Below are 12,750 nucleotides of genomic sequence, written 5' to 3'. Positions count from 1 at the left end.
TGCGCACCACATGTGTCAGCGGTGACCGGATGTTGCGAGAAGTGGAGCACGCCGTGGAGGACATCAACAGACGCAAGCTCCTGGGTACGGCGGGAGCGCTCGGCGCGGGTGTGGCGCTGGGTCCCAGCACGAACCCGGCAGCGGCCCAGACGCCGGCCGCGCCCGGCCTCCACGCGGCCGCGGACATGAAGCACGCAGAGGCCGCCGTCCAGCGTCTGCTCCCCGGCCACGACGATCAGATCTCCTTCACCGTGCTCACCGGCGGCAAGGAACGGTTCAAGGTCTCCGGACGCGCGGGCGCCATCGAGATCGCCGGGACCTCCCCTGCCGTGGCCCTCACCGGACTGCACTGGTATCTGAAGTACACCTGTGCGTCCCACATCTCCTGGGCGGGCAGCCAGACGGATCTGCCCAAGCAGCTCCCCGCGCCCGGCAGCCCGTACGAGCGCAGCGCCACCGTGCCGCACCGCTTCATGCTCAACGACACGCACGACGGCTACACCGCCCCCTACGCGGACTGGGCGCACTGGGAGCGCTTCATCGACGTGATGGCGCTGCACGGCTGCAACGAGGTGCTGGTGACGACCGGTTCCGAGGCCGTCTACCACCGCCTGCTGATGGACTTCGGCTACTCCGACGACGAGGCCCGCGAGTGGATTCCCGCGCCCTCGCACCAGCCGTGGTGGCTGCTGCAGAACCTGTCCGAGTACGGCGGGCCCATCTCCACCGGCCTGCTGAAGAAGCGTGAGGACCTGGGCCGCCGCATCGTGACCCGGCTGCGCGAACTGGGCATGCACGCCGTGCTGCCCGGCTACTTCGGCACGGTTCCCGACGACTTCTCGGACCGTAATCCGGGCGGAAGGACCGTGCCCCAGGGCGACTGGAACGGCCTGACCAGGCCCGCCTGGCTCGACCCGCGCACGTCCGTCTTCCGCAAGGTCGCCGCCGCGTTCTACAAGCACCAGAAGGACGTCTTCGGCGACATCCGCCACGTCAAGATGGATCTGCTGCACGAAGGCGGCAAGGCCGGCGACGTGCCCGTCGCGGATGCGGCGCAGGCCGTGGAGAAGGCGCTTCAGACGGCACTGCCCGGCGCTACGTGGATGATTCTCGGCTGGCAGAAGAACCCGCGCCGCGCGCTGCTGGACGCCCTGCGGCACAAGGACCGCGCGCTCGTCGTCGACGGCCTCTCGGACCTGGAGAGGATCACGAGCCGCGAGTCGGACTGGGGCGATGTCCCCTACGCGTTCGGCACGATCCCCAACTTCGGCGGCCGCACGACGATCGGCGCCAAGACCCAGATGTGGTCGGAGCGTTTCACCAAGTGGCGTGACAAATCCGGCAGCAAGCTGGCAGGCACCGCGTACATGCCGGAGTCCACACACCGCGACCCCCTCGCCTTCGAACTCTTCAGCGAACTCGCCTGGCGTGAGGAGGCCGTCGACCGCGAGCAGTGGTTCGCCAACTATGCGCGGCTTCGCTACGGCGGCGACGACGAGAAGGCCCGCGCCGCCCTCGCGGCCCTGCGCGGCACCGCGTACGAGATCAGCAGCACCGACGGCCGTCCGCACGACAGCATCTTCTCGGCACGGCCCAGCCTCGACGCCCGCTCCGGTGCGCACTACGCCACGCACACCCCGGCCTTCGACCTCGCCGACTTCGACGCGGCGCTGACGGCCCTGCTCGGCGTCCGTGAATCGCTGCGCGGCAGCGACGCCTACCGCTACGACCTCACCGACATCGGGCGCCAGGCCCTCGCCAACCGTTCGTGGATGCTGATCGGCCGGCTGAAGTCCGCGCACCAGCAGCAGGACACGGCTGCCTTCCGCAAGCTCAGCAACCTGTGGCTCTCGCTGATGAAACTGAGCGACGAGATCGCCGGCACCCACCAGTCCTTCCTGCTCGGCCCGTGGCTGGCCGACGCTCGGGAGCTGGCCGGCGACGCGTCGGAGAAGGACAAGCTCGAACTCACCGCGCGTACGCTTCTCACCGCGTGGGCGGACCGCCCCGCCGCCGACAACGGCATGCTCGCCAACTACGCCAACCGCGACTGGCAGGGCCTCATCGGCGACTTCCACCAGCCCCAGTGGCGCGCCTATCTGGAAGAGCTGGAGGACGCCCTCGCCGAGGACCGGACCCCCAAGAGCTTCGACTGGTACGAGCTGGAGTCGGCCTGGACGCGGGAGAAGAAGTCGTATCCGCAGCGTCCCTCCGGTGACACCTACCGCACCGCGAAGCGCGTGCACGCCGCCCTGTCCAAGGCGCCGTTCCAGGGCAGCCTGACCGCCAAGTCCGACCCGGTCACCCTCACCCCCGGTGCCTCCGGCGAGTTCGAGGCCGTCTTCCGCAACGAGAGCGGGCTGCGCGCGACCGGCACCGTCGACTTCTCCCTGGCCGGACTGCAGGACGCCGAGCCGCAGGGCTCCACCTCCGTCCTCCGCGTCGAGCAGGGCAGCAGCGCCAGCGTGACGTGGCGTGTGCGGGCGCCGAAGGACGAACTGAAGGACCCGCTGAAGCCGCTCGACTACGAACTGGCCGTGGAGTACGGGCCCGAGGGCGAGCGCCGCGTGCGGATGCCGCAGCCCGGCAAGCTCTACGTCGCCGGGCCGCTCGACCAGGAGCTGTCCACCGTCAGCACCAACGACGCCGTCTTCGGCCAGCTCGGCAAGCGCTTCGCGATCGAAGGCGGCGGCGACGACATGTGGAAGGGCACGTCGCACTTCGGCGCCATCTACCGCGAGGGAGCCCTGCGTGACGGCGTCTCGGTCACCGTGCGCGTCACCTCGCAGGAGGAGACGGGACCGTGGGCCCGTGCCGGGATCGTCGCCCGCAACGAACTGCCGGGCGCGGTCTCGCAGGGCTTCGTGAACCTGTCGGTGACACCGGGCAACGGTGTGGTGCTCTCCTACGACTCCGACGGCGACGGCACCCTCGACCGCTACGAACGCGTCACCGGCGTCGCCGCTCCCGTCACGCTGCGCCTCACCCGCGACGGCCGCACCTTCCAGGGCGAGCTGTCCACGGACGAGGGCGCGAACTGGCGCTCCGTCGGAACCGTCACCGTGCCGGGCGTGCTCTCGCAGCAGGACGTGGGGATGTTCATGTCGGCGACGAACGGCGGTACGGGGATCCGCGGCACCGTCGAGTTCGGGGACTGGGAAGTGCGCTGACCTTGGCGGGCCTTGCTCTCCCCGGATGCGGCGGACGCGTCGGCGCACCCGGGGGCGCCAGGTGACCAAGCCGACGGTCGTTCGTTCTCGTGGGCGTGGCCCTTTCGGAAACGACTTCGCAGCATTCACGCACACCGTCCGGCTCCGTCGACGTGGAGCAGGCCCAGGCGGCGCTCGTCGAGCACTACCCGCGGCTGGTACGGCTGGCCTATCTCGTACTGCCGCCCTCCCTCGCCCGGCACCGGCGGGTCCTGACGGCGCACTCGCTCGTACAACGGGCGCTTCCCCGCGGCCGCGGCAGCGCCGAGGTCAGGGCGCTGCCGACGCAGCGGCGCGGCGGTGAGCACCGGCCCGGAGGCGTGGCCGCGGACGCGACACGCTCGGACGTCTACGACTATCTGACGACGTGTGTGCTGCGGTCGGCTCTCTCCGGTGAGCGCCGGCGGCGCCTGGGCCCGTGGCGGCTGCGCCCGCTGCCCGTGCGGCCCGGCTTCTTCCCGCTCGTCCTCGGGCTCCGGCTCTTCCCACGCTCCGGCGGCGCGTACGAACTCGCCCTGGAGAAGGCGCTGTCGGAGATCTCCGGCGCGGCACGGGCGGCCTGCGCGCTGCGCGGCTGGGAGGGCATGCCGGACGAAGAGGTGTGCCGGGTACTGGAAGCGGCCGGGGTGGAGGAGCCCGCCGCGGCGCTCGCCGCGGCGTCCGCCATCCGTCTGCCCGCGGCCGGCAAGGACCGGCCGGTGCTGGGTCCTTCGGAGTTCGACCCGTGCTCGCTGCAGGCACGGCCCACCGACCTGCTGCGCCGCCGCCAGCATCTGCGCGCGGCTCTCGCGGCGGTGGCGGCGGTCGTCGTCTGCGGCGGGCTCCTGGGGCTTCCCGGCGACTCGTGGGGACCGGACGGTGCGGCGGCGCCGCTCTACGCCCGCAACCCGGCGGCCGAACAGGCCCTGGAACCGGGCTCGTTGATCCGTGTACCGGCCAACGCCTGGAAGGAGGCGTCACGCACGGACTTCTCCGCCTGGCCGGCACGGGGCGACCTGACCAACGACGAGGGACTGCTGCGCCGTGCGCTGGCCGTCTGGGCGCGCCCCGGTGGAAAGGTGCGGCTGTCGCTGACGCAGGGCACATCGGCCGGGCCACCCTCCGGACCGCCCCAACTGCTGTACGCGGGACGGGTGGACGGAGCGAAGGTCGTCCTGCTGCACGACGGGCAGCGGGCCGCGCGGTACGCCGAGCCCGAGGGTGCGGACAGCGGCGGAGCCGTCCTGGACATCGCGCGTACGGACGGTGCGGACACCGCGGGGTCCGGTGCGCTGGTCGTCTCCCGCAGCGACTCCAACGTCCGCTATCTGACCGCGCCCTGGATCTCCAAGGCGGCCGAGGTGGATCTGCTGCACGCCGACGACGAGGGCCGGCGGCTCAACCGCGAGGACGACGGGGTGCTCATGTCGCTGACGGGCCCCGGCCCCGACCCGCGCCAGTGCAACCACTGGCCGGGGCTGCTGCTGTCCACGCGCGGCGGGTCGACACGTCATCTCTACACCGATCTGGGCGAGTTGACGCCGGCACGGGTCACGTCCGGAAACCCCAAGAAGAAAGTGCGCGACGCGACGGGGACGAAGGCCCGTGGGCGCCTGGAGCACACGGCCTGCGGGTTCCGCTCGATGCTCGGTGGCGGTGTCCGCTCGGTCAACACCTGGAAGTTCGCGACGCAGTTGCTGCCGGGCGGGGTGAGTTCGGCGACCTGGCTGTGCACCCGCGGTGAGACGTGGCGGGGCAAGGACGCGCGGATCTTCACCAGCTTCCGGCGTTCGGGCCTGGAGCAGGGCGAGCAGGCGATGTTCACGTCGCGCGTGACGGACACCCCCGCGTGCGGCCCCCGCCGTCCGCACGCCGTGAGCGGCGGGCTGTGGAAGAGCGACGCCGGTAACTGGTACGTGCTCGCCGCGGGCAGCAAGAAGGTGGCCAGCATCCGCGTGAAGGGCAAGTCGGGCGGTCCGAGCGGCACTTCACTGGACCGGAAGCTGGCTCTGCCCGCGAAGAAGGGCGCCAAGGCGAGGATCACCGCACGGCTGGCCAACGGCGAGAAGCTGAGCCTCAAGCGCTGACCGTCCGGGCGGGAGGCCGTACCAGGCCCGGATGCCTCCCGCCCCTTCGGTGGTCGGCGGCGGTGGTACGAGGACCGGCCCGACCGGCCGGGCGCGTGCGGACCGCTCGTGGCGGGCCGCCGGCCGGCCGGACCGGAGAGTGGGACCGGGCGCGGAGCGAGGACGGCGGCCCCCATATGAGTGCCGCCGGGACGGTCACCCGCCCGCCCGGGATCTGTCCCCCGCGCGCGGGGGCGCCTGACCCGTGGACCCTCGTACGACGAGCTCCGGTTGGAAGACGAACTCGCTGTGGGGCACGGGGTTTCCGCGGATCTCCTCCAGCAGCGTGGTCACCGCGGCGTTCGCCATGGCGCGCACGGGCTGCCGGACGGTCGTCAGCGGCGGGTCGGTGAAGGCGTTCAGCTCCGAGTCGTCGTAGCCGACGACAGAGACGTCGCGGGGCACGTCGAGTCCGCGCTGGCGTGCGGCGCGAATGGCGCCCAGCGCCATCAGGTCGCCGCCGCAGACGATGCCGGTGCAGCCCTCGTCCAGGAGGCCGCCCGCCGCGGCGTGGCCGCCCTCCACCGTGAACAGGGTGTGCCGCACGAGGCCGGACGCCCGCCCCGGTCCGTCCTGGGCCAGCTCCTCCGCGAAGCCCTGAGCCTTGCGGCGAACCGGCACGAACCGGTCCGGGCCGACGGCGAGCCCGATCCGCTCGTGGCCCAGGTCGCGCAGGTGCCGTACCGCGATGCGGGCAGCCGCCCGGTCGTCCGGCGAGACGAAGGGTGCGGCGATCCGCTCGTTGTAGCCGTTGACCAGGACGTACGGCACGCCACGGGCCGCGAGCCGCGCATAGCGTGCGGGATCGGCCGTCAGGTCGGCGTGCAGCCCGGAGAGGAAGATGACGCCGGTGACGGCACGCTCGACGAGCTGGGCCACCAGTTCGTCCTCGGTGGCCCCGCCGGGCATCTGCGTGCCGAGCACGGGCGTGTAGCCGTAGCCGCTGAGGGACTGCTCGATGACCTGGGCGAACGCCGGGAAGATCGGGTTGGTCAGCTCGGGGATGACGAGGCCGACGAGTCCGGCGCTGCGCGGCCGCAGCCGTACGGGCCGCTCGTACCCGAGCACGTCGAGCGCGGCCAGCACCCGCTGCCTCGTCGAATCGGCCACGCCCGCCTTGCCGTTGAGTACGCGGCTGACGGTCGCTTCGCTGACGCGCGCCTGCCCGGCGATGTCGGCGAGGCGCGTGGCGGGGAGCGCCGAGGCGGGTGCCGTCATGCGCCCGCCTGCCCGGTGGCCGCGCCCGTGCCGTCCGTCGTGGCGGCCCCGGTACCCGGCGCGGCGCTCCACCATGCTGTGGTGTCGGCCGGCAGGTGGCCACGGCCGTCGTAAGGGCCGCTCGCGAGGATCAACTCGCCCGGGATTTCCTGGAGTTCGGCGGGTCCGTCGCCGGTGTTGGCGGTGCAGACGAAGTCGCCGCGGCGGAAGGCGAGAACCCCCTCCGGTGCGTGCAGCCACTCGACGGACTCCCCCGCGCCGAGGCCGGGGTGCTCGTGGCGCAGCCGCAAGGCCTTGCGGTACAGCTCCAGCGTCGAGTCGGGGTCGCCGGCCTGTGCAGCCACCGACATCTCGCCCCAGTCCTCCGGCTGCGGCAGCCAGCTCCCACCGCGGCCGAAGCCGAAGGAGCTGCCTGCCCGGTCCCACGGCAGGGGCACGCGGCAGCCGTCGCGCAGCCCGTCCTGCCCGTTGTCGCGGAAGAAGGACGGGTCCTGGCGGGCCTCGTCGGGGAGTTCGGTGACCTCGGGCAGGCCCAGCTCCTCCCCCTGGTAGACGTACGCGGAGCCCGGCAGCGCCAGCATCAGGAGCGCGGCCGCACGTGCGCGGGGCAGGCCCCCGCCGAGGCGGGTGCGGTGGCGTACGACGTCGTGGTTGGAGAGCACCCACGTCGCGGGAGCATCGACGGGCCGCATGGCCTCCAGGGACTCGGTGACGACGGCGCGCAGCGCCTCGGCGTCCCAACCGGTCTGCAGATAGTGGAAGTTGAACGCCTGGTGCAGCTCGTCCTCGCGCACGTAGAGGGCGGTGCGCTGCGAGTTCGGAGTCCACGCCTCGGCGACGCCGATGCGTTCGCCGGGGTACTCCTCCAGGACGCGCCGCCAGTCGCGGTAGATCTCGTGCACGCCGTCCTGGTCGAAGAAGGGCAGCCGCGCGTTGCCCAGCAGCCGCAGCTGGCCGGTCTGCCCCGTGTCGGGAAGGCCCGGTGCCTTGACGAGTCCGTGGGCGACGTCGATGCGGAAGCCGTCGACGCCGAGGTCGAGCCAGAAGCGCAGCACCGTGCGGAACTCGTCGTGCACGGCGGGGTGTTCCCAGTCGAAGTCGGGCTGCTCGGGCGCGAAGAGGTGCAGATACCACTCGCCCGGGGCCCCGTCACTCTCCTTCACACGCGTCCAGGCCGGGCCTCCGAAGACCGACTCCCAGTCGTTCGGCGGCAGTTGACCATCCTCGCCCCTGCCGGGCCGGAAGTGGTAGCGCGCACGGGCCGGCGAACCCGGGCCCTCCTCCAGGGCCTGCTGGAACCACGCGTGCCGGTCGGAGGAGTGGTTGGGCACGACGTCGACGATGACGCGCAGCCCCAGCGCGTGCGCGTCCTTGATCAGCGCGGCGGCGTCCGCCAGGTCACCGAAGCGCGGGTCGACGGCGCGGTAGTCGGTCACGTCGTAGCCGCCGTCCGCCTGCGGTGAGGCGTAGAAGGGGCTGAGCCAGACAGCGTCCACGCCGAGATCCGCGAGGTACGGCAGCCGGGACCGTACGCCCGCGAGGTCGCCCATGCCGTCACCGTCGGCGTCGGCGAACGAGCGCGGATAGACCTGGTAGATGACCGCGTCACGCCACCACCCCGTGCGCTCCGGTCGCCTTCCCTGCTCGCCGGCCGGAGCCGCGCTGCCGGTGTGTCCGAGATGCTGGGTCATGTCATCCCTGAGAGGTAGAGGAGTGGTGGGGTTCCCCGGCCGGTCCGGCCGGGTCTGTGGCGGGCCCCGGAACTTCGTGGCTCACGACTTCGTGGCGCCGGCGGTGAGCCCGGCGACGAGATGGCGCTGCGCGAACCCGAAGACGACCGCAGCGGGGACGGCGACGATGACGGCCGCGGCGGTCATCGAACCCCAGTCGGAGCCGTACCGGTTGACGAAGGTCTGCAGCCCGCCCGCGAGAGTCAGGTTCTCCTCCCCCGTCATGAAGGCCGTGGCATAGGCGACTTCGGCCCACGCGGTCACGAAGGTGTAGAACCCGGTGACGGCCAGGCCGGGCCTCGCCAGCGGCAGCACGAGCCGCCAGAAGGTCCCGAAGGGGGTGAGCCCGTCGACACGCCCCGACTCGTCGATGTCGACGGGGACGGTGTCGAAGAAGCCCTTCATCATCCACGCGCAGAAGGGCACGGCCACCGTCAGATAGGTGATGATCAGGCCGACGGGCTGGTTGAGCAGGCCGAGGCTCGCCATGGTGTTGTACAGCGGCACGATGAGCACCGCCATGGGGAACATCTGCGTGACCAGCAGCACCCACATCAGCGGCCGCATCCCGGGGAAGCGGAACCGGCTGATGGCGTAGCCGGTGGTCGCGGCGATGAAGACGCCGATCAGGGTCGTGCCCACGACGACGACCAGCGAATTGCCCAGCCACGTCAGGAAGTAGGTGTCGGCGACGACATGCGTGTAGTTGTCGAGCGTGAAGTCGTTCACCAGGGCGGTGGAGAACGACTCGCTCTTCGGCTTGAAGGACGTCACCAGCAGCCACAGCGGCGGGAAGAGCGCGACGGCCGTCGCCGCCAGCAGCCCCGCGTGCAGTCCGAACGCGGCGAGCGGGCCTCGCCCGCCCCGCCTTCCCGGAACGGGGATCGTCTTCGTGGCGGTCACCGTCACCACACCTCTCCCTGGCGGCGCAGCGCTCGCCTGTAGACGACCGTGAACAGCGAGAGCAGCACCAGTATCAGCACGCCCCAGGCGGCCGAAGTGGCGAAGTCCCGCGGGCTGTTGATGAACGACAGCCGGAAGGCGTACGTCACGAGGATCTCCGTGGAGTCCTCGGGCCCGCCCCTGGTGAGCAGGTAGATCACGGGGAACATGTTGAACGTCCAGATGGTGCTGAGCAGCACAACGGTGCTGCTGACCCCGCGTACTCCGGGCAGCGTGATGTTGCGGAAGCGCTGCCAGGGCCCTGCACCGTCCATCTCGGCAGCCTCGTACAGCTCACCGGGTATGCCCTGCAGCGCGCCGAGCATCGCGACGATCATGAAGGGGACGCCGAGCCAGACGTTGACGGCGATGACGGCGACCTTGGCCCACACCGGATCGCCCAGCCACGGCACGGCGTCGATGCCGCCCCCGTCGAGCACCTTGTTGAGCAGGCCGTTCTTCTCGTTGAACAGCATCTTCCAGGCGAAGACGGAGACGAAGGCCGGGATGCCCCACGGCACGATCATCCCGATGCGGTAGAAGGAACGGCCGCGCACCTGCCTGTTGAGCATCACGGCCAGCGTCAGGCCGAGGGCGAAGGTGACGCCGACACAGCCTGCGGTCCACACCACCGTCCAGCCGAGGCGGTCCCAGAAGACGCTGTCGCCGAGGATCTCCGCGTAGTTGTCGAGGCCCGTGAACCGGTACGTCGCCGGCAGGTGGTTGACGCCGATCGTGCGCTCGACGTTCGCCTCGTCGGCGTCGGTGAGCGACAGATAGACGCCGCGCACCAACGGGTAGCCGATGATGACGCCGATCACCACGACGACGGGGGCGACCATCGCCCACGCGTACCAGTGATGCGCGGCCGCCCTGCGCAGCCGTCCGGTCTCCCCGCTCTTCCTCCCGGTCCCGCGCCGGTGGACGCGGGCGCCGCCTTCGGCGTCCGCGTCCACGCGGGCCGGCCGGCTGGTGGTCTCCACAGCCATGTCCCCTGGGCCGTCCCCTCCTGCTCGCGGGCCTACTTGTAGTCCTTGAGGAGCTTGCGGAAGCCCTCACCCGTCTTGTCCGCGGCCTCCTCGGGGCTGCGGTCGCCCGCGAGCACGGCGTCCATCTGGCCCCGGATCGGTTCGAAGAGGGAGTTGCCCTCGGCGATCCACGGCCGCTGGACGGCCTTCCCGACCGCGGGCCTGAAGAACTCGACCATGGCGTTCCCACTGACCGAAGGCTTGTCGTAGACGGAGGTGCGCGTGGGCAGCAGGCTCAGTTCCTCGGTGGTGCGCTGCTGCACCTCGGCGGAGCTCATGTACTTGGCGAACTCCTGCGCGGTCCGCATGTTCTTGGTGCCCGCGTAGACCGAGAGGTTCCATCCGCCCTGCGGCGAACCGCTGCCCTTGCTCCCCGCGGGTACGGGCGCGACCCCCAGGTTGTCCTTGTCGTGCTTGAACTGCTTGCCCTGCTGTGCTCCGGCGATGTCCCACGGGCCGTCGATGATCATGGCGACGTCGCCGTCCTGGAAGGCCTTGAGGCCGTTCTCCTGGCCGTCGCTGCTGTCGGTGACCGCCGCCTTGGAGTCGACGAGGTCCTTCATCCGCGCGAAGGCCTTGGCGCCGGGCGCGTCGTCGACGGTGATCTTCTTGGTCGTGGCGTCGACCAGGTCGCCGCCCTCCCCGTAGAGGTAGGGCAGGAACCAGTAGGGGTCGTCGCCGCGCAGGTAGAGCGCGGTCCCGCCGGTCTGGCTCTTGATCTTCTTGGCGGACCTCTTCAGCTCGTCGAAGGACTTGGGCACGCCGACGCCCGCCTTCTTGAGCATCTTCTTGTTGTAGAAGAGGCCGAGGGTGTCGGTGACCTGCGGAACGGCGTAGGTCTTCCCCTTGAAGCGGGTGCTGCCCGCGGCCGTCTTGATGTAGTCGCCGGTGTCGTCGAGCGCGGGCGTGCCGTCCAGCGGGGCGAGGTAGCCGAGGTTGGCGAAGTCGGCCACCCAGGCGACCTCGGTGCGCATCACATCGGGGGCACCGGAGTTGCCGCCCGCGGCGTTCTTGAACTTCTGGTTGGCGTCACCGAAGTTGACGTGCACGTACTTCACATCGACCTTGGGGTGCTTCTTCTCGAAGTCCTCCGCGATCTTCTTGTACGTGCCCTTCTCGGCGTCGTTCGAGGTGTCCCAGTACGTGACGGTGCCGGCGATCTCGCCCTTGCCGGCGCTGTCGCTGCTCCCGCCGTCCCCGCCGCATGCCGTCGCCGTCAGTGCGAGCACCGCTATCGCCGCGGTGACTGCTGTGCCACGCCGCATGTCATTCCCTCCCATGGACCGCCCCCTGCGCCTGGGCGGCGCCGGACTGCCGAGGAACGTAACGGGGCCCGACGCGTTTGCGCAAGTACTTGCAGCAACTTTCAGCAAGCCCGATTCGGGCTCCGGCACCCATGCGCGGTGTGCAGTGATTGCCGCGCCCGGTACAGTCCAGCCCTGTGACCGCACGGCTAGCTGACATCGCAGCACAGGCGGGGGTCAGCGAAGCGACGGTCAGCCGTGTCCTCAACGGCAAGCAGGGCGTCGCCGCGGCCACCCGTGAATCCGTCCTCGCCGCCCTCGACGTGCTCGGGTACGAGCGTCCGCTGAAGCTGCGGCACCGCAGCGCGGGCCTCGTCGGGCTGATCACCCCCGAGCTGGAGAACCCGATCTTCCCCGCCTTCGCCCAGGTGATCGCCCAGGGCCTCACCCGGCAGGGCTACACGCCGGTGCTCGCCACGCAGACCCCCGGCGGATCGACGGAGGACGAACTGACGGAGATGCTCGTCGACCGCGGCGTCGCCGGGATCGTCTTCGTCTCCGGGCTCCACGCCGACACGACCGCCGACATGCAGCGCTACGAGCGCCTGCGCGGGCAGGGCGTGCCCTTCGTCCTCATCAACGGCTACTCGGACAAGGTCCGCGCCCCCTTCGTCTCCCCCGACGACCGCGCGGCGATGCGACTGGCCGTCACACACCTCGCCGCGCTCGGCCACCGGCACATCGGCCTGGCCGTCGGACCCGAGCGTTTCGTGCCCGTGCAGCGGAAGATCGAGGGCTTTGTCCGGGCCGCACAGGAGCAGCTGGACCTGACGGCCGGTCAGGCACGGGAGTACGTACAGCACTCCCTCTTCACGCTGGAGGGCGGACAGGCCGCCGCGAGCGAGCTGTTGGACCGCGGCTGCTCAGCCGTGGTGTGCGCCAGCGACATGATGGCGCTCGGCGCGATCCGTGCGGCCCGGCAGCGCGGGCTGGAAGTCCCTGACGACGTCTCGGTGATCGGCTTCGACGACTCCCCGCTGATCGCCTTCACCGATCCCCCGCTGACGACGATCCGTCAGCCGGTGCCGGCCATGGGGCAGGCCGCCGTCCGCGCGCTGCTCGAGGAGATCGGCGGCACGCCCGCGCCCCACGGCGAATTCGTCTTCCTTCCTGAACTGGTCGTACGCGGATCGACTGCGTCTGTCCCCTCGGTCGCAGGGAGGACGGAAGGGGCCGGATACCCGACCGCAGGATGATCGGAGCGGTGTCCCCTT

The 12,750-nt window shown here is 71.0% G+C and carries 8 protein-coding genes; 3 read left to right on the top strand and 5 right to left on the bottom strand.

What is annotated here, in order from left to right:
• Positions 1–29 precede the first annotated feature (29 nt).
• Both G4Z16_RS25205 and G4Z16_RS25200 read left to right on the top strand, forming a co-directional pair.
• Positions 30–3,170 (top strand): alpha-N-acetylglucosaminidase, encoded by a 3,141-nt coding sequence (locus G4Z16_RS25205; protein WP_246531058.1) that lies wholly within the window; start codon positions 30–32, stop codon positions 3,168–3,170.
• Positions 3,171–3,265: 95 nt separating this feature from the next.
• Positions 3,266–5,275, top strand: coding sequence for a hypothetical protein (locus G4Z16_RS25200; RefSeq protein WP_197352934.1), 2,010 nt, complete (start codon positions 3,266–3,268; stop codon positions 5,273–5,275).
• A 195-nt stretch (positions 5,276–5,470) separates the two neighbouring features.
• Here the strand turns inward: G4Z16_RS25200 and G4Z16_RS25195 are convergent, their stop codons facing one another.
• The 5 genes from G4Z16_RS25195 to G4Z16_RS25175 form a co-directional block, all read right to left on the bottom strand.
• Complete coding sequence (locus tag G4Z16_RS25195) at positions 5,471–6,532, bottom strand: LacI family DNA-binding transcriptional regulator (protein ID WP_197352933.1); 1,062 nt, start codon at positions 6,530–6,532, stop codon at positions 5,471–5,473.
• Complete coding sequence (locus G4Z16_RS25190; RefSeq protein WP_197352932.1) at positions 6,529–8,223, bottom strand: glycoside hydrolase family 13 protein; 1,695 nt, start codon at positions 8,221–8,223, stop codon at positions 6,529–6,531. Before G4Z16_RS25190 ends, G4Z16_RS25195 begins: the two co-directional genes overlap by 4 nt.
• Positions 8,224–8,304: 81 nt before the next feature.
• On the bottom strand, positions 8,305–9,165 hold the full coding sequence (locus G4Z16_RS25185; RefSeq protein WP_246531057.1) for a sugar ABC transporter permease: 861 nt from the start codon (positions 9,163–9,165) through the stop codon (positions 8,305–8,307).
• A 2-nt stretch (positions 9,166–9,167) separates the two neighbouring features.
• Positions 9,168–10,193: a carbohydrate ABC transporter permease gene (locus tag G4Z16_RS25180; protein ID WP_197352931.1), complete on the bottom strand. Its 1,026-nt coding sequence runs from the start codon at positions 10,191–10,193 to the stop codon at positions 9,168–9,170.
• A 32-nt stretch (positions 10,194–10,225) separates the two neighbouring features.
• Positions 10,226–11,497 (bottom strand): extracellular solute-binding protein, encoded by a 1,272-nt coding sequence (locus tag G4Z16_RS25175; RefSeq protein ID WP_197352930.1) that lies wholly within the window; start codon positions 11,495–11,497, stop codon positions 10,226–10,228.
• A gap of 176 nt (positions 11,498–11,673) precedes the next feature.
• Between G4Z16_RS25175 and G4Z16_RS25170 the strand changes: the two genes are divergently transcribed.
• Positions 11,674–12,732 (top strand): LacI family DNA-binding transcriptional regulator, encoded by a 1,059-nt coding sequence (locus tag G4Z16_RS25170; RefSeq protein WP_197352929.1) that lies wholly within the window; start codon positions 11,674–11,676, stop codon positions 12,730–12,732.
• Positions 12,733–12,750 lie beyond the last annotated feature (18 nt).

Origin of the sequence: Streptomyces bathyalis, from assembly GCF_015910445.1 — a bacterium.
GTDB classification, from domain to species: domain Bacteria; phylum Actinomycetota; class Actinomycetes; order Streptomycetales; family Streptomycetaceae; genus Streptomyces; species Streptomyces bathyalis.
Note: the sequence above shows the minus strand (reverse complement) of the source record. Positions and strands in the feature narration are given on the sequence as shown.

Excerpts from the sequence above, each read along its gene's own strand:
- G4Z16_RS25205 (WP_246531058.1), top strand. The coding sequence starts at position 30 with ATGTTGCGAGAAGTGGAGCACGCCGTGGAGGACATCAACAGACGCAAG.
- G4Z16_RS25195 (WP_197352933.1), bottom strand. The coding sequence starts at position 6,532 with ATGACGGCACCCGCCTCGGCGCTCCCCGCCACGCGCCTCGCCGACATC.
- G4Z16_RS25190 (WP_197352932.1), bottom strand. The coding sequence starts at position 8,223 with ATGACCCAGCATCTCGGACACACCGGCAGCGCGGCTCCGGCCGGCGAG.
- G4Z16_RS25180 (WP_197352931.1), bottom strand. The coding sequence starts at position 10,193 with ATGGCTGTGGAGACCACCAGCCGGCCGGCCCGCGTGGACGCGGACGCC.
- G4Z16_RS25175 (WP_197352930.1), bottom strand. The coding sequence starts at position 11,497 with ATGCGGCGTGGCACAGCAGTCACCGCGGCGATAGCGGTGCTCGCACTG.